At 33.0% G+C, this 17,350-nt stretch carries 14 protein-coding genes; 12 read left to right on the top strand and 2 right to left on the bottom strand.

Going from position 1 to position 17,350, the window contains the following annotated elements; genetic code table 11:
- Position 1 precedes the first annotated feature (1 nt).
- Positions 2-2,197, bottom strand: coding sequence for a TonB-dependent receptor domain-containing protein (locus B8T70_RS12080; protein WP_242667465.1), 2,196 nt, complete (start codon positions 2,195-2,197; stop codon positions 2-4).
- A 159-nt stretch (positions 2,198-2,356) separates the two neighbouring features.
- Positions 2,357-3,070 (bottom strand): pyridoxine 5'-phosphate synthase, encoded by a 714-nt coding sequence (locus tag B8T70_RS12075; RefSeq protein ID WP_086895006.1) that lies wholly within the window; start codon positions 3,068-3,070, stop codon positions 2,357-2,359.
- A 115-nt stretch (positions 3,071-3,185) separates the two neighbouring features.
- Between B8T70_RS12075 and B8T70_RS12070 the strand changes: the two genes are divergently transcribed.
- The 12 genes from B8T70_RS12070 to B8T70_RS12020 all read left to right on the top strand — a co-directional run bounded on the left by B8T70_RS12070 (position 3,186) and on the right by B8T70_RS12020 (position 17,279).
- Positions 3,186-3,845 (top strand): CBS domain-containing protein, encoded by a 660-nt coding sequence (locus B8T70_RS12070; RefSeq protein ID WP_039114823.1) that lies wholly within the window; start codon positions 3,186-3,188, stop codon positions 3,843-3,845.
- Between the two features lie 17 nt (positions 3,846-3,862).
- On the top strand, positions 3,863-4,390 hold the full coding sequence (locus tag B8T70_RS12065; protein WP_039114825.1) for a hypothetical protein: 528 nt from the start codon (positions 3,863-3,865) through the stop codon (positions 4,388-4,390).
- A gap of 14 nt (positions 4,391-4,404) precedes the next feature.
- Entirely contained in the window at positions 4,405-5,289 is an 885-nt protein-coding gene (locus B8T70_RS12060; protein WP_039114827.1) for an NAD kinase, read from the top strand.
- Positions 5,290-5,460: 171 nt separating this feature from the next.
- Entirely contained in the window at positions 5,461-6,144 is a 684-nt protein-coding gene (locus B8T70_RS12055; protein WP_086895005.1) for a DUF6089 family protein, read from the top strand.
- A gap of 5 nt (positions 6,145-6,149) precedes the next feature.
- A complete protein-coding gene (locus tag B8T70_RS12050; protein WP_039114832.1) occupies positions 6,150-6,887 on the top strand; it encodes an isoprenyl transferase in 738 nt (245 codons plus the stop codon).
- A complete protein-coding gene (gene bamA, locus B8T70_RS12045) occupies positions 6,820-9,567 on the top strand; it encodes an outer membrane protein assembly factor BamA (RefSeq protein ID WP_039114833.1) in 2,748 nt (915 codons plus the stop codon). The genes B8T70_RS12050 and bamA overlap by 68 nt, the downstream gene beginning before the upstream one ends.
- Positions 9,568-9,602: 35 nt before the next feature.
- The gene (locus tag B8T70_RS12040) at positions 9,603-10,643 is read left to right on the top strand and encodes an OmpH family outer membrane protein (RefSeq protein ID WP_039114835.1); all 1,041 of its coding nucleotides are present in this window, start codon (positions 9,603-9,605) and stop codon (positions 10,641-10,643) included.
- Between the two features lie 19 nt (positions 10,644-10,662).
- Positions 10,663-11,160 carry an OmpH family outer membrane protein gene (locus B8T70_RS12035; RefSeq protein ID WP_035617878.1) on the top strand — a complete coding sequence of 166 codons (498 nt, stop codon included), beginning with the start codon at positions 10,663-10,665 and terminating at the stop codon, positions 11,158-11,160.
- A gap of 46 nt (positions 11,161-11,206) precedes the next feature.
- Positions 11,207-14,395: a gliding motility-associated C-terminal domain-containing protein gene (locus tag B8T70_RS12030; RefSeq protein ID WP_304529090.1), complete on the top strand. Its 3,189-nt coding sequence runs from the start codon at positions 11,207-11,209 to the stop codon at positions 14,393-14,395.
- Between the two features lie 21 nt (positions 14,396-14,416).
- Entirely contained in the window at positions 14,417-15,340 is a 924-nt protein-coding gene (locus B8T70_RS12025) for a type IX secretion system membrane protein PorP/SprF (protein ID WP_086895004.1), read from the top strand.
- Between the two features lie 11 nt (positions 15,341-15,351).
- Positions 15,352-16,086, top strand: coding sequence for a tol-pal system YbgF family protein (locus tag B8T70_RS24215; RefSeq protein WP_242667463.1), 735 nt, complete (start codon positions 15,352-15,354; stop codon positions 16,084-16,086).
- Positions 16,020-17,279, top strand: a complete 1,260-nt coding sequence (locus B8T70_RS12020; RefSeq protein WP_242667462.1) for an OmpA family protein — start codon at positions 16,020-16,022, stop codon at positions 17,277-17,279. Before B8T70_RS24215 ends, B8T70_RS12020 begins: the two co-directional genes overlap by 67 nt.
- The last annotated feature ends 71 nt before the right edge of the window (positions 17,280-17,350 follow it).

Genomic DNA, 17,350 nt, shown 5'->3' with positions numbered 1-17,350 from the left:
TCTAAAATTTAAATCTCCAACTTACAGAAGGAAGTATTCGATACAAAACCTTTTTCTCTGGCTTAACAATTACACTATTTTTATCTTCATTCATAATCACACTTAATACCACATAAACAGGATTCTCGACACTAAATGTATTATACACAGAAAAATTAAGAGCACTTTCTTTTCTAGCCGTTTTTGTAAAATAATAATTAACCGAAAAATCTGTTCGAATATAATTTGGCATTTGTGCATTATTATACTCGGAATATTCCTTTACCGGATTATTATTTATAAAGTACCAAGATGTCGGCATAGTAAAACGATTACCTGAACTAAAAATTTGAGTAACTCCAAAATTCCATTTTGTACTTAAATCATACGTTCCTACCAATGCCAAATTATGTCGTCTGTCATATTTTGCATAATAAGTATTCCCATTATTAAGCTTATCAAAATTTCTATCAGACCAACTCAAGGTATAACTTATCCATCCTTTAAACTTACCACTACTTTTTTTGAGCATAAACTCTAATCCGTATGCTTTTCCATTCCCTTCTAACAAATCATTTTTTAGTGTCGAAATTTGATTGAACTGTGTAACTCCATAAGGATATTCAAGTAAATGCTTCATCGAGCGATAAAATGCCCCAAACGAAGAACTAAAACTTTTCGAAATTGTTTGATTTGAACCTAAAGCAAATTCGTTTGAAGATTGTGCAGGAATTCCATCGGTACTCGCAATCCAAAAATCAGTAGGAATCCCTACACTCGAAGTTGTTATTAAATTTAAATATTGATTTTGTCTATTATAGGAAGCATAAAACGAGACATTCTTATTCATATAATAATTAAGAACAGCACGTGGTTGAAAATGCAAATACGATTTTGATCCCGAATTATAATAGTTAATTCTTAAACCTAATTCTGCAATTAAATTATCTAATAACTTTGGTTTTGCTGTTGTAAAAACCGCCAGTTCATTAGCTTTAATTAGATTGTTTTGGTTAGCATTATTCGCAGAACTTAAATTTTCTATCTCAATTTTTTGTGGCTGCAAATTATGATGAACATATTGTAAACCTGATTCAAAAGGAATTCCTTTTATCGAATAATCAACTGAATTGGTAAATCCAAAATCTTCTACAAATGATGAAATCCCCATTTGTATCGTCGATTGCTCCATATCTAACTCATTTGTATATCGCGTATAATAAATAGCATTAGACATTGTTACATCAGAAGATAACTTAGAAACTAAAGTAGGCGATATATTAAAATTGCTCCATTTTAAACTCGCATCCAAAGCCAGATTAGAGTCATTTATTCGTAATTTGTCGGCACTTGTAAAAGCTGAGACAGTTAATAAGTTGTTTTTAGAAATCTCGGTAACAAAAGTTAAGTTAGCATCCGAAAATCCGTATTTCATATCCTGAACATCTTCATCCTTAGAATTTGAACTAACCAGCGGAGCAATTATTTCGTCGATATATGTTTTTCTTCCTGAGATTGTAATTCCAGTTTTTTCGCTAATCGGAATACCTAATGTAATTTGTGATGCCAGCAAACCAACATTTCCTTGAACTGTAAATTTTGAAGGGATTGTTTTATTAGGAATTAATAAAGTTGTCGAGCTTAAGCGCCCTCCATATTTTGAGTTAGAACTTGATTTATCAAATTCAACTTCTTGTATATGATCTGTATTATAAAACGGAAAAACACCTAATAAATGTGACATTCCATAAATCGGTGTTCCATCATATAACATAGAGTTATGCCCAGGATCTCCTCCTCTTACATATAAATATCCATTTGCGTCACCAGAATTCTGCACTCCGGGTGTTAGCTGTAAAATCTTAACTATATCGGTTGTTCCTAAAACAGTTGGAACCGTGGATAGTTCTTTAAGACTAAAAGATAGCTTACTACCGGTAAGATTCTTAATTGCCTTTTTTTTATCATTAGCGATCACAACTTCTTTTAAAAGAGAAATATCTTCTTTTAACTCAATAGCGATTATTGTGTCACTCTTACAATCAAAACTGATAGATTTTTCCAGATATCCAAAATGACTAACAGTAAGTTTAACTAATCCCAATGGAAGGTTTTGGGTAAAGTGACCCAAAGTATCACTTACAGAATAGTAGTATTTATTATTAACTTCAAAAGAAATGTTTACTCCAATTAGGCTTTCATTTTCTAATGTTTTCACAGTTCCTGCTATTGTAGCTTTAGATTGTGAAAATAGGTTAGAAAAACAGAGTAAACAAAATAAAATAATTAGTCTCAACACTTAATTTTAATAAGAAAAGTGCGAAAGTAAACAATTATAACCCAATTACATCAGGTTATAATTGTTTTAATTACTATGTTATTTTAGTTTACGTAAGTACATATTAACTACATTATCTAAACCAAGATAAATAGCTTCAGAAATCAAAGCATGTCCAATAGAAACTTCTAATAAACCAGGGATATTTTGTTTAAAAAACTCAATATTATCCAAACTTAAATCATGGCCTGCATTAATCCCTAAACTAAGTTCGTTTGCCAGTTTTGCAGCAGCAACATATGGATCTATTCCATTTTTATTACCTAAACTGTATTGATGTGCAAAAGCTTCGGTATACAATTCAATTCTATCCGTTCCTGTTTTCTTAGCTCCTTCAATAATTTCTAAAACTGGATCAACAAAAATCGACGTTCTGATTCCATTACGCTGAAATTCCTGAATAACTTCGGTTAAATATGATTGATTCTTTATAGTATCCCAACCTGCAGAAGATGTAATTGCTCCAATAGCATCAGGAACTAATGTTACCTGTGTTGGCTTACATTCTAAAACCAAATCGATAAAATTATGTTGAGGATTCCCTTCAATATTATATTCGGTATATACAATCGCTTTTAAATCACGTGCATCCTGATAACGGATATGGCGCTCATCTGGACGAGGATGTATTGTGATTCCTTCTCCTCCAAACTTCTGAATATCGGTAGCAACTTTTAATAAATCAGGTACATTTCCTCCTCGCGCGTTACGCAACGTTGCAATTTTATTGATATTTACACTTAACTTTGTCATATAAATGGATATTAATTCTAGTAACACTATATTTGTTACGACAAAAATACAAAGTAAAACTTAGGAGTTTTTGCTATTTTTTGATTATTTTGCATCAAATATTGCTGATTAATTTATGACAGACATTACAAATTATATTACCAATGACTTTAGAGCAATCAATAGCCAGGAAACCATAGCTTCGGTTCAGGATTTCTTTGCCGATTTGAGTTTCTCTCATTTTCCAGTTCTGGAAGATGGTGTTTACATTGGTAGTATCGCATCCGACGATATTGAAACCTTTGATAGCGACAAGAAAGTAATTGATTATAAATATACTCTCGAACATTTTTTTGCTCGAAGTAATATGATTTGGTTAGATGTATTGGAAGTTTTTGCCAAAAACCACACCAATTTAATTCCTGTTTTAGACGAAAATAACACCTACCTTGGTTTTTATGAAATAACCGATATCATTAAGTTTTTTCACGAAACCCCTTTTTTAAAAGAACCAGGAGGAATTATAATTGTTAAAAAAGGACTTCTGGATTACTCTATGAGTGAGATTACTCAAATTGTAGAAAGTAACAACGGCAGGCTTTTAGGTATATTTGTTTCTGATGCTAGTGCAGATAGTGTTCAGATAACCATTAAAATTAGTTTAGGAGCGATGAATGAAATTATTCAAACCTTCCGAAGATACAATTACGAAATTATATCAGAACACCAAGAAGACACATATATAAATAATTTAAAGGAACGCTCTGATTATTTAGACAAGTACCTTAATATATAGCTATAGAAAAAAGCGGGATGATAGCATTTGACAATAGCCAACTAACAAAACTAGTGCAAAATGAAATTTCGGTTGAAGAATTAGAAATTGACTTTATAAAACTAGGAAATCATTACAGTACTATTGACATTTTTGAAATCATCGAAATTTACATTAATGACCCTGGCATTGAAGGTTATAATTTTGAAAATTCAAATCTTACATTTAAAGAAAGACTAGAAAAACTCAAAACACTAAACGGATACATACATTTTGCTGGCGGACTTTCTTGCAGTGTTAAAGATCAAAAAATTTCGAATTTTACATTAACAAAAAAATACATTGAGCCAATAATTAATTTTAATCGAGAAAATATAATTAAGTATCACGGAAAACCGGATTACGAATTAATTGATGATTTATCTCATGGAGGTTTTGACTATGCGATTGACAGCTATATCTTAGTCTACAATAATTTAAATTTTTATTTAGACCCTAATCAAGATCATTTAATAGAAATTTGCACAAAGAAATTAGACCTAAAATCGTTTACGATAAGACAATAAAGACCACGCAACAAATGAAAGTAGCTATCTACGGACAATACTATCTAAATAGTACAGACCCAATTATTAAAGACATATTTGTTTTTTTTACTTCTAATAATGTCGAAATGATTATCGAAGCCAATTTCCTGAAGATGCTTCACGAAAAAAAGATAATCGAAAAAGAATACAAAACTTTTTCATCTCATACAGAATTAGACAGTAGCTTTGAAATGCTTATAAGCATTGGTGGTGATGGAACTATTTTAAGAGCAGCAACCTTAATTCGCAATTCTGGAGTTCCTATTTTAGGAATTAATGCAGGACGATTAGGATTTCTAGCTACTGTACAAAAAGAAAACATAGCTGCTTTTATGCAATTTGTAATTGACAAAAAATACACTGTATCCGAAAGAACTTTATTAAGTTTAACAACCGAGCCAAGAAATGAAGCTATCGAAGAACTTAACTTTGCAATGAATGAGGTAACAGTAAGCAGAAAAGACACTACTTCGATGATAACAGTAGACACTTATTTAAATGGTGAATACTTAAATTCTTATTGGGCAGACGGATTAATTATATCAACACCAACAGGTTCAACAGGATATTCACTAAGTTGTGGTGGCCCGATATTAACTCCTGATGTAAACAGTCTTGTAATTACGCCTATTGCACCTCATAATTTAACAGCCAGACCGCTTATAATTCCAGATAATACCGAAATTAAACTTCGAGTATCAGGAAGAGAGGATCATTATCTTATTTCTTTAGACTCAAGAATAGCATCGGTTAAAAACGAATCTATTCTAACAATAAAGAAAACAGATTTTAAAATAAATATGGTCGAAATCCCAGGAGAAACCTTTTTAAAGACCTTACGTAACAAACTACTTTGGGGCGAAGACAAAAGAAATTAAGTTCTTTTTAAACATACGACATACTTTTGTAGTTTTTTTCTCGTTTTGCAAGTATCGAATATCCAGTAATTGTTGAGATATTTCATCTTTAATTCAAAAAAAGACAGATTTAACTTAATCAGCATTGATTCGTATTGATAATTATTATATTTGCACGCAATTTTTAATTAAATGAACAAAATTTTTAATTTATTGTTATGTTTCTTCTCCTTTGTAAGCATGAACGCTCAGATACATGAGGTAGGTGTTTTTTTAGGAGGTAGTAACTATGTTGGAGATGTGGGAAGCACGACGTATATTGCGCCAGAAAAGCTTGCCTTTGGCGTATTGTATCGATGGAATCAAAGTCCGAGACATGCATATCGCTTTTCGTACACACAATCAACAATCACTGGAAATGATTCAGATTCAAAAGAAGGTGGTCGAAAACAAAGAGGATGTCGTTTTGATAACACAATCCGAGAACTTTCTGCGGGACTTGAATTCAATTTTTTTGACTTCAATTTACATGATTCCAAAAGAAAGGTTACTCCGTATGTGTTTTCAGGGATTAACTATTTTAGATACGAACAGTTATACATTCAATCGGGGGAAACAGAAAAAGAAAAGAATTCGGGTTCATTTGCAATTCCTATGATATTAGGTGTAAAAACAAATTTAACCACTAATTTTATCTTAGGATTAGAGGTTGGAGCGCGATATACCTTTACAGACAACCTTGATGGTAGTAATCCAGATAATGATAATTTAAAATCATTACGTTTTGGAAACTTAAATAATAATGATTGGTATGTTTTCTCGGGAGTAACTTTAACGTATACCTTTGGAAACAAACCTTGCTATTGCCCTTATTAAAAAAAATGAATTTAGACACATTAGATAAAACAAACTTACCACGACATTTAGCCATTATTATGGATGGAAATGGACGCTGGGCAAAACAACAAGGTTTCCTAAGAGCTTTTGGTCATGAAAATGGAACAAAATCAGTAAAAGAAACCATTGAATCTTGCGCCAAGCTAGGAATCGAATATTTAACATTATACGCCTTTTCTACAGAAAACTGGAACAGACCTAAGTTAGAGATCGAAACTTTAATGAAGATACTTATAAACTCATTAAAGAAAGAACTTGGTACATTACAAAAAAACGACATCAAACTTAATGCAATTGGAAACTTAGAAAAGTTACCTCAATCTGCTCAAAAAGAACTTTTGGATGTTATTGATAAAACAAAAAATAACACAAGGCTTACGCTCACATTAGCTTTGAGTTACGGTTCTAGAGAAGAACTTGTAAACGCTGTTAGAATCATCAGTAATAAAGTTAAAAATAATATAATTTCAATAGACACTATTGACGATTCAATTATAAATGAGCATCTTTACACGCAAAATTTACCAGATGTAGATTTATTAATACGAACAAGTGGAGAACATAGAATAAGTAACTTTTTGTTGTGGCAAATTGCCTATGCAGAATTATATTTTACTAATGTCTTATGGCCAGACTTTAAAGAAAAGGATTTATATGAGGCTATCATTAGTTATCAAAAAAGAGAACGTAGATTTGGAAAAACAAGTGAACAAATTAAATGATTTTTTAGTGTTACAAAAAAGAATAAAAATAGTACTTACCCTATTGGTTTTTGGTAGTTTTTCACAAATAAAAGCGCAAGAAAGAATTCCTTTTGACCAAGGGAAAAAATATATTCTTGCCGACGTATCTGTAATTGGTAAAATAAGTTTCAATGAACAAACAGTTGTTACCTTTTCTGGCCTACAGAAAGGACAGGAAATAACAGTTCCTGGAGAAGAAATAAGTGGAGCCATCAAAAAACTGGGAAAGCTTGGTCTTTTCGATGAAATTTCATTCTACGTAAATAGGATAGAAAACGATAGTATATACCTGGACTTAGACATTGTAGAGCTTCCTAAATTAAACGAAGTCAAATTTGTTGGTATTAAGAAAGGTAAAGTCGAAGCATTAATTAAAGACAACAGTTTAACAAAAAACAAAATTGTAAACGAAAATTTAATTACGACAACCAAGAATTATATTGAAAATAAATACAAAAAAGAAGGGTACTTTAATACAAAAGTAACTATTACTACTACTGCCGATACAACCTCAACAAACCAAGTGAACATGCTGGTGCGTGTAGATAAAGGTGATAAGGTGAAAATTAGCAAAATCGAATTTGAAGGTAATAAAGCATTATCTGATGCATCTTTACGTGGTGCAATGAAAGACACCAAGCAAAAAAATCCTATCCGTATTTTTAAAGCTTCAAAATTCATTAAAGACAAATACAAAGCTGATTTAGATAAAGTTATCGCTAACTACAAAGAAAAAGGATATAGAGATGCAAGGATATTGCATGACTCTATTACGTACGATAAAAAGAAAAATACATTAGCGATAAAAGTAGATATTGAAGAAGGTAACAAATACTACTTTGGTGATATCAAATTCTTAGGAAATACCGTTTACTCAGACCAACAATTAAATCGTTATTTAGGTATTAAAAAAGGAGAGACTTATAATGGTGTACTTTTAGAAAAAAGGATTGCCGATAAGACGAAACCTGATGCAGAAGACATCACCAATTTATACCAAAACAATGGGTATTTATTTTCTAACATTAATGCTGTAGAGGTAAAAACCGTAAATGACACTATTGATTTTGAAATTAGAGTTACTGAAGGTCCAATTGCATATTTTAATAAAATCTCAGTTGTAGGTAACGACAAAACAAACGATAAAGTAATTTACCGTGAACTAAGAACTAAGCCAGGTGAAAAATACAGCAAAGACTTATTAGTAAGAACTATTCGTGAGATTGGACAATTAGGATTCTTTGATCCTGAAGCAATCGACCCAAAATTCAAAAATGTTGATGCTGCCGCAGGAACTGTAGATATTGAATATCATCTTGTAGAAAAAGGATCTAGCCAGATAGAACTTCAAGGAGGTTACGGTGGTGGAGGTTTTATTGGAACCTTAGGGCTTTCATTCAACAACTTCTCTGCTAGAAATTTATTTAACAAAAGCGCTTACAAACCACTACCAATGGGTGATGGACAAAAAGTAGCCCTTCGTTTACAAGGAAGTACTTATTTCCAGACTTATAGTGTATCGTTTTCTGAGCCTTGGTTTGGAGGAAAAAAACCAGTACAATTTAGTACATCGATATCTTACAGTACACAGTTTTTAAATAACTATGTTACACAAAAAGTAGATAAGAGCAAGAGTTTTAACATCTTGACATTATCTGTTGGTAAAGCCAAAAGATTATCTGTACCAGATGATTTCTTTGTACTATCACAATCGATTAGTTACCAACATTACGATTTACATAATTACAACACTGGATTATTTACTTTCGGTAATGGAACATCAAGAAACTTAGCATATACAATTGGACTAACAAGAAGTAATAAAGGGGTTAACCCAATATTCCCAACATATGGTTCTGAATTTAGTATTTCAGCAAAAGTAACTCCGCCTTACTCTTTGTTCAACGGAATAGACTATGCTAACTTAGGAAACGAAAAAGAATACAAATTACAAAACACTGTTGATAGATCAAATGTTCCTGATGCAAATGGAAACATTGTACAAATAGGTGACTATATTGATGCAAACGGAAACAAGGTTAGCGACTATACTCTTGCCGCTACAGACCAAGGAAAAGTGGATCAAAAGAAATTTAATTGGCTAGAATACTACAAAATTAAGTTCAAAGCTGACTGGTACACGAAAATTTATGGTAAATTAGTACTCCGAACGCTAACTGAATTTGGTTTCTTAGGAGCTTATGACCAAGCTAGAGGTGTAGTTCCTTTTGAAAGATTCTATATGGGAGGTGATGGAATGGCTAATTACTCTATGGATGGTAGAGAAACAGTAGCGTTAAGAGGTTACGAAAATAACTCATTAACACCTATAATTGAAGACAGAACCAATCCTAGATATGGTGAACAAATTGGAGCAACGATATATAATAAATTCTCTATGGAATTACGTTACCCAATAACACTGAAGCAATCGGCATCAATTTATGTGCTTACATTTGCAGAAGCGGGTTCATCTTATCCAACCTTTAGAGATTATAATCCATTTGATTTATACCGTTCTGTCGGTGCTGGTTTACGTGTATTCATGCCTGCATTTGGATTATTAGGAATTGACTTTGGTTACGGATTTGATGAATTGCCAGGACAAACAAAACCAAGCGGTTTACGCACACACTTTATTATTGGACAACAATTTTAATCGTATTGGTTAAAAATTTCAAATAAATTAATGTTATGAGAAAACAATTTTTATTTATATTTTTGGCCCTGATTGTAGGAATTACAAGTCAGGCACAAACCAAATCGACAAAAATAGGGTACATCGACATGGAGTATATTTTACAAAATGTCCCTGACTATAAAGAGGCTCAAACGCAATTAGAGCAAAAAGCAGAAAAGTGGAAGCAAGAAATTGAGACTAAGAAATTAGACATCAATAAACTTAAAGATGCTTTGAAAGCCGAAAAAGCTTTATTAACGAATGAGCTAATTGACGAAAGAGAAACAGAGATTAAGTTTCTTGAAACTGAAATGTTAAATTATCAACAACAACGATTTGGTGTTAATGGTGATTTAATTAGACAAAAATCGTCGTTGGCAAAACCAATACAAGATCAAGTTTTTACTGCTGTTCAAGATATTGCTGAAGCAAAAAAATATGATTTTATCTTTGATAGATCATCTGATTTAACGATGCTTTTTGCAGCAAAGCGATACGATGTTAGCGATCAGGTTTTACGAGTTATTACCAGAACAGACAAAAGAGAACAGCTTACGAAAAAACAACTCGCTATAGAAGAAGCGAAAGAAAATAAAGAAGCTGCAATCGATGAAAGTCCAGCTTTACAAGAAAGACAAAAAGTCTTAGATGAAAGAAAAGCTGCAAGAGATAAAATACTGGAAGACAGGAAAGCAGCTCAGGAAGAAAAAATAAGAGTATACGAAGAGAATAAGAAAGCAATTAGAGACGCAAGAGAAGCTAAAAAAAATGGCACGGTTTCTGAAACAGTAAAAAAAGAAGGTGTTTCAACAACTGCGACTCCTACAACGGAAGCAGCAAAAACAGCTGCAACTGATGAAGCTAAAGACAAACAAAGATTAGCCGAAGACAAACAGAAAATGGTTGATGACCGACAAAAACTGTATGACGAACGCAAAAAAGCTTTAGAAGAAAGAAGAAATAAGATTTTAGAAGAAAGAGAAGCTGCCAAAAAAGCAAGAGAGCAAAAGGCTAAAGAGGACAAAGAAAAACAAGGAAATACGACCAATAATTAATTAATATTTTAAAATGATGATGAAACAAATCAAAACTTTACTAATTGCTGCAATACTAGTTTTAGGAGCAAACCAAATGAATGCTCAAGCAAAAGTAGCTCACGTTGATGTAAGCGAAATTATGTCTAAAATGCCAGCAATGATAGACGCACAAAAACAACTTGAGAAATTAAGCGGTACATATGATGCAGATTACAAAAAAATGGTAGAAGAATACCAAGCAAAATTAAAAAAATACGAAGCTGAATCAGCTACAGTTACTGATGCAGTTAACGGAGAACGTTCTAAAGAAGTTCAAGACATGCAAAAAAGAATTGTAGACTTTAGAGATAACGCTCAAAAAGAATTACAACAAAAAGAATCTGATATCGTTAAACCATTAATGGAAAAAGTGAGAGCTTCTATCCAAAAAGTTGGAAAAGCAAAAGGATACCAATATGTTTTAGATGGTTCTACTCTTTTGTTAGCTGACGGTCCAAACGTAACTGCTGATGTAAAAAAAGACTTAGGTTTCTAAAGGAACTTATAATTCAACAACAGGTTTATGGACAGTTGGTAATTTAATTAATGGAAAATCTGAAACACTGCAATTAACAGGAACTGTAAATACAACAGGCGATTATTTAAATATTGCTGAGGTAACTGCAGCAGGTCTTCCTGATCCTGATTCTACCCCAAATAACGGAGTTACTACAGAAGATGATTATGCAACGGCAACGATAATTCCAACGAATCAAGCTTCGGATTTATCATTAACTAAATCAGTTAATAACCCAACTCCATTAGTTGGCTCACAAGTAACATTTAGTGTTGTAGTGACCAATAATGGTCCGCAAGATGATACTGGTGTTCAGGTTACCGATTTGCTTCCAGATGGATATGTATATAACGGATTTACAGTTTCTACAGGAACTTACAATTCTACAACAGGTTTATGGACAGTTGGTAATTTAATTAACGGAAAATCAGAAACCTTACAGATAACAGGAACTGTAAATGCAACAGGTAATTACTTAAATATTGCCGAGGTAACCGCAGCAGATCTTCCCGACCCTAATTCTACCCCAAATAACGGAGTTACTACAGAAGATGATTATGCAACGGCAACGATAATTCCAACGAATCAAGCTTCGGATTTATCATTAACTAAAACTGTAGATAAGTTAAGTCAGTTAATTGGTAATCAAGTTACTTTTGAGGTTATTATAATTAATAGTGGACCTCAGAATGCTACAGGAGTTGAAGTAACAGATTTATTACCTACTGGATATACTTATAGCAGTTTTACAGCTACAAAAGGAACTTATAATAAGACTAACGGAAAATGGAATATTGGATCTTTGATAAATGGAGATTCACAAACGCTACAAATTACTGCCATTGTAAATGCAACGGGCAATTATGTAAATGTTGCTGAAGTAACGGCAAGTAGTTTGCCAGATCCAAATTCAACTCCAAATAATGGTGTTGTAACCGAAGATGATTATGCAACAGCCGTAGTTACTCCTACTAGTCCCATGGCCGATTTATCTCTTGTAAAAACTGTTTTAGGAGACAATTTAAGCCCTGTATTCGACTCAACAGTTACTTTTGAAATTACGGTAAGTAATAGCGGTCCACAAACAGCAACTGGTGTAAAAGTAATCGATTTATTACCAAGCGGATATCAATATATCACCTACAGCTCAACAGTGGGACAATATCTTAATACAACTGGAATTTGGGATATAGGATCTGTTTCTAGTGGTACTTCTGCCTCTTTATTTGTTACTGTAAAAGTAAATACTACTGGTAATTATGCTAACACGGCCGAGGTTTACGCTTCAAATGTATTAGATCCGGATAGTACCCCAAATAATAATGATCCTAACGAAGATGATATTTCTACACTCGTACTTACTCCAGTTTCCGCTGTTGCAGATCTTTCGATAGATAAAAAAGTCGTTAATAATACCCTTACGCCTAATGTAGGGTCTTTAATTACTTTTTCTGTAACAGTAACCAATTCAGGACCGAGTACTGCAACTGGCGTAACAATAAAAGATATTTTACCTTCAGGATATGATTTTGTATTCTATAATGTAACCTCTGGAAGTTACAATCGCGTTAACGGAATATGGTCGCCTGGAACGATTCTGTCTGGTAATAGCCATACTTTGTTAATTAATGTTTATGTTAAAACACCTACCGGAACTACAGATGAATATCTTAATACTGCCGAGATAATGACTTCAGATCAATTAGATCCAGATAGTACACCAGGTAATGGAGTAACTACAGAAGATGATTATGATAGCATATCAGTAACACCAGTAATTGTTATGGCCGATTTATCTATTAGTAAAATAGCATTAAATCAAGATGCAACTCATGATGTGGGTTCACAAGTTATTTTTACAGTTACTGTTACCAATGATGGTCCGGCAGATGCAACTGGCGTATTAGTTAAAGATTTATTACCGCCTGGTTTTGAGTATACAACCAGCAGTCCTACAAGTGGTCTTTACGACTATATTACAGGTGTTTGGAATACAGGAATAGTTGCTAATGGTACTACACAATCTCTTGATATATATACTAAAGTAAACCCTCCAACAGGAGTTGCTAATGAATATACAAATACAACCGAAATTATTGCTAGTAACCTGCCTGATCCTGACTCTACACCAAATAACGGAGTTGTTACAGAAGATGATTATGATAGTTTACAAATTAAAGTAGCTGTTGCCGATTTAAGTTTAGAAAAAACAGTCAGCAATAAAAATGCAAATGTAAATGAAGTCGTAACTTATACCATACAACTAAACAACGATGGGCCGAGTACAGCTACAGGAGTTGCTGTAGAAGATATGATTCCTATAGGATTATCTCATATTACCAACATCAATAACGGAGGAGTATTTAGCAAAAGCATCATAAAATGGGTGAATTTAACCGTACCTGTTGGCGGAATAACGCTAACGTATCAGGTAACAGTCGAGAATCCGCATGGACTTGATAGCTTCGATTATCAAAATATTGCTCAAGTAACTGCTAGTAATCAGTTTGATCCAGATAGTAAACCAAATAACGACAATGGAGACCAAAGTGAAGACGATGAAGATTCAGAATTCATAAACATCCCATCAACTGATATTGCAATAAATAAAGAAGTTGATAAAACAGATGTTCCTATGGGCAGCGAGGTAATCTTCACGATCACAGCAGAAAATCTTGGTGGTTTAACAGCTACAAATGTTGAGGTACAAGACATTCTCCCAAAAGGATATTCATTAACTAGTTTTACTGTAACATCGGGAGCATATAATAGTTCAACAGGAATCTGGACAATACCAAGTGTAAATGCAGGAAGTTCTCAAATATTGACAATTAATGTAAAAGTATTAGACTTTAAAGATTATCTAAATACGGCAAGTTTAATAAAAATGGATCAGATAGATACCAATCCGTCAAACAATCAGGATACTGCAACGATTTCTCCTAATTGCCTGAAAATTTACAATGAGTTTTCTCCAAATGACGACGGACAAAATGATACTTTTTATATCGATTGTATATCACAATATCCAGATAATCGCCTTCAGATATTTAACCGTTGGGGGAATTTAATTTACAATAAAAAAGGATATAATAATACTTGGGATGGAAAAGCAGATGGATCTGCGAAAGTGCTTCCAGAAGGAACCTATTTCTACATCCTTGATCTCGGAGATGGTTCGGCTAAAACCTCAGGATGGCTTTATTTAAAATAAATAACCAAAATTAAATTGGCTATGATTCAAAATATAAAAAAGATTTTCACCATCATAACGATGCTATCTGTATTTAGCAGTTTGGCACAACAAGATCCGCAATACACACAGTATATGTATAATACGCTTAGTGTTAACTCTGCGTATGCCGGATCGTTAGGACATTTGGCTGTAACCGGAATATACAGAACCCAGTGGGTTGGTCTGGAAGGAGCACCAAAAACGGCATCATTTAGTTTAGATACGCCACTAGGAAAACGTGTTGGATTAGGCTTATCTGTAATTAGTGAAGAAATCGGACCTTCGGAAGAACAATACATAGATGCTAATTTCTCTTATACGATACAATCAGGACCAACTCATCAATTATCTTTTGGTATAAAAGGAGGCGGACGCGTATTAAATATCGATTGGACAAAAGGAAGTTATAGAGATCCTGATGCTCAGTTTCGCGAAAACATTACCAACAAATTCTTGCCAGTTATTGGTGCAGGTTTATATTGGCACGGAGAAAGAGATTACATCGGACTATCAATTCCGAATTTTATGACACGAGAACGATATGATTATGATGATATTGCGGATGATCTTGTAAACCAACGCATGCACTTATATCTTATTGGTGGAATTGTTTTTGATTTATCAGCTAACACAAAATTTAAACCAGCAACTTTGCTTAAGTACGTTGCAGGCGCACCATTAATTGCTGATTTTTCGGCCAATTTCATGTTTAACGATTGTCTGACTCTTGGCGCATCATATCGTACCTCAGATTCAGTAAGCGGATTGGTTTCTTTGCAAATATCACCGCAAATACTAGTAGGTTATGCGTATGATTATACCACAACCGAATTACAAAATTACAATAGTGGCACACATGAAATTATGCTAAGATTTGAATTGGTATCACGCAAAAAAGGATTAAAATCGCCTAGATTCTTTTAATACTATGCTATATGAAAAGAACGATTATTATACTTGTATTATTAGTTATGCAGTTGGTTTATTCGCAAACGAAAAACAAAACTGCCGACGCTCTATTTGATAAAATGTATTATATAGAAGCAGCAAAATCGTATGAAATGTCTATAAAAAATGGAGATGTTTCTAAAGAGATTTTGCAGCGTGTTGGTGATGCTCATTATTTTAATACGCAAATGGAAAATGCAAGTAAATGGTATGGTAAGCTCCTTGCCGATTATTCAAATGAAGTTTCATCTGAATATTATTTCCGTTATGCACAATCATTACAAGGAATCCAGAATTATGAATTGGCTAAAAAATGGATGAGAAGCTTTTCTGAAAAACAAAAAGCATCCGATTCCAGAGGCGAGAATTTCTCACTAAAAACAGTAACACTAGAAGATATTAAAGCTATAAAACCACAGTTTATACTCGAAAATTTGGATATAAATTCGGCTTATTCCGATTTTGGGCCAATGTTTTATAAAGGCGATTTAGTTTACTCTACAACCGTAGATTCTTCTTATTTAAAAACAGCTAAATACGGATGGAATGATCAGCCATTTTTAAACCTTCAACTAGGTAAAATTAGCCCAACACAAACCGATGTGACTTTTAAAGAGCGTTTCGGGAAAGAGATTACAACACAATATCATGAAGCATGTGTGGCTTTTCGCCTGACGAAAAAACAATTTATTTTACAAGAAATAATTATAACGGCAAACTGAAAAGAGATGCTAAAGGAATCAATAATTTAAAAATGTATTCGGCAAAAGCAGTAGAAAATGGAAACGGTACTGTAAAATGGGAAAACGTAAAAGAACTTCCTTTTAATAGTGATAATTATTCTGTTGGGCAGCCATCTGTAAGTAAAGACGGAAAGAAACTATACTTTATTTCAGATATGCCAGGAACAATTGGTTCTACAGATGTTTTTGTTGTCGATATTTTAGGAGGAGATCAATATTCGAATCCTAAAAATTTAGGCGAAAAAGTAAATACTAGCGGACGCGAAATGTTTCCTTTTATAACTGATAAAGCATTATATTTTTCATCTGATGGATTCTTGGGTCTGGGTGGACTTGATGTTTTTGAAAGCCGATTAAACAACGAAATCTTTAATACGCCCGTTAATCTTGGCGCTCCATTAAATAGTAGTCTGGATGATTTTGGTTATATCGTAAACGAAGAAACAAATAAAGGTTTTGTTTGTTCCAACAGAAAAACAGGCAAAGGCGATGATGATATTTATTCATTCGAAAGAAGCTGTACACAATCGATTAAAGGATATGTTTTTGATGCTATTTCTAATGCTAAAATAGCGGGAGCCATTGTTACGCTTAAAAATAAAGAAAATCAAAAAATTGATGAAACAGTTTCTAAAATTGATGGTAGTTACGAGTTTGACGGAAACATTGCTTGCAGTACTTCTTACACGATTGAAGCTGCAAAAGATAATTTTGCAACAAATATAAAAGCAATTACTACAGCCGAAAGTTCTGGAGTAATACAAGTTCCTATTGACCTTGACCCTGCTCTTATAGAACGTAAAGACGGTTTGTTAAAAATAAAAATTGGTATTATTTTCTTTGATCTTGATAAATCGAATATTCGATACGATGCTGCAATAGAATTAAATAAAGTAGTTTTATTAATGAGTCAATACCCAAGTATAATTATTAAGATAGAATCCCACACCGATTCCAGAGCTAATGATCAATATAATCTTGAACTCTCTGACCGACGAGCAAAATCAACCAGAGATTATATAATCTCTCAAGGAATTGCCCCTGATAGAATCGAAAGTGCGATTGGTTACGGAGAAACACAGCTTATTAATAATTGCTCAAACGGAGTTTATTGTACTGAAGCACAACATCAAATAAATAGACGTAGTGAATTTATTATCAATAAGATGTAATTTAAAATAATAAAATTATTCTAATGTGGATTACTCAATAAAGTCAGAACAATAAGAATTAAAATATACTA

The organism is Flavobacterium sp. AJR, from assembly GCF_002156885.1.
Taxonomy (GTDB): Bacteria; Bacteroidota; Bacteroidia; order Flavobacteriales; family Flavobacteriaceae; genus Flavobacterium.
The sequence above is the reverse complement of the archived record's forward strand: the minus strand, read 5'-3'. Positions and strand labels throughout refer to the sequence as shown.

Bases quoted from the DNA above. Each gene is read 5' to 3' on its own strand.
- B8T70_RS12070 (WP_039114823.1), top strand. From the start codon at position 3,186: ATGACAGACATTACAAATTATATTACCAATGACTTTAGAGCAATCAAT.
- B8T70_RS12050 (WP_039114832.1), top strand. From the start codon at position 6,150: ATGAATTTAGACACATTAGATAAAACAAACTTACCACGACATTTAGCC.
- B8T70_RS12020 (WP_242667462.1), top strand. From the start codon at position 16,020: ATGTGTGGCTTTTCGCCTGACGAAAAAACAATTTATTTTACAAGAAAT.
- B8T70_RS12065 (WP_039114825.1), top strand. From the start codon at position 3,863: ATGATAGCATTTGACAATAGCCAACTAACAAAACTAGTGCAAAATGAA.
- B8T70_RS12035 (WP_035617878.1), top strand. From the start codon at position 10,663: ATGAAACAAATCAAAACTTTACTAATTGCTGCAATACTAGTTTTAGGA.
- bamA (WP_039114833.1), top strand. From the start codon at position 6,820: ATGAGGCTATCATTAGTTATCAAAAAAGAGAACGTAGATTTGGAAAAA.
- B8T70_RS12060 (WP_039114827.1), top strand. From the start codon at position 4,405: ATGAAAGTAGCTATCTACGGACAATACTATCTAAATAGTACAGACCCA.
- B8T70_RS12040 (WP_039114835.1), top strand. From the start codon at position 9,603: ATGAGAAAACAATTTTTATTTATATTTTTGGCCCTGATTGTAGGAATT.
- B8T70_RS12055 (WP_086895005.1), top strand. From the start codon at position 5,461: ATGAACAAAATTTTTAATTTATTGTTATGTTTCTTCTCCTTTGTAAGC.
- B8T70_RS12025 (WP_086895004.1), top strand. From the start codon at position 14,417: ATGATTCAAAATATAAAAAAGATTTTCACCATCATAACGATGCTATCT.
- B8T70_RS24215 (WP_242667463.1), top strand. From the start codon at position 15,352: ATGAAAAGAACGATTATTATACTTGTATTATTAGTTATGCAGTTGGTT.
- B8T70_RS12075 (WP_086895006.1), bottom strand. From the start codon at position 3,070: ATGACAAAGTTAAGTGTAAATATCAATAAAATTGCAACGTTGCGTAAC.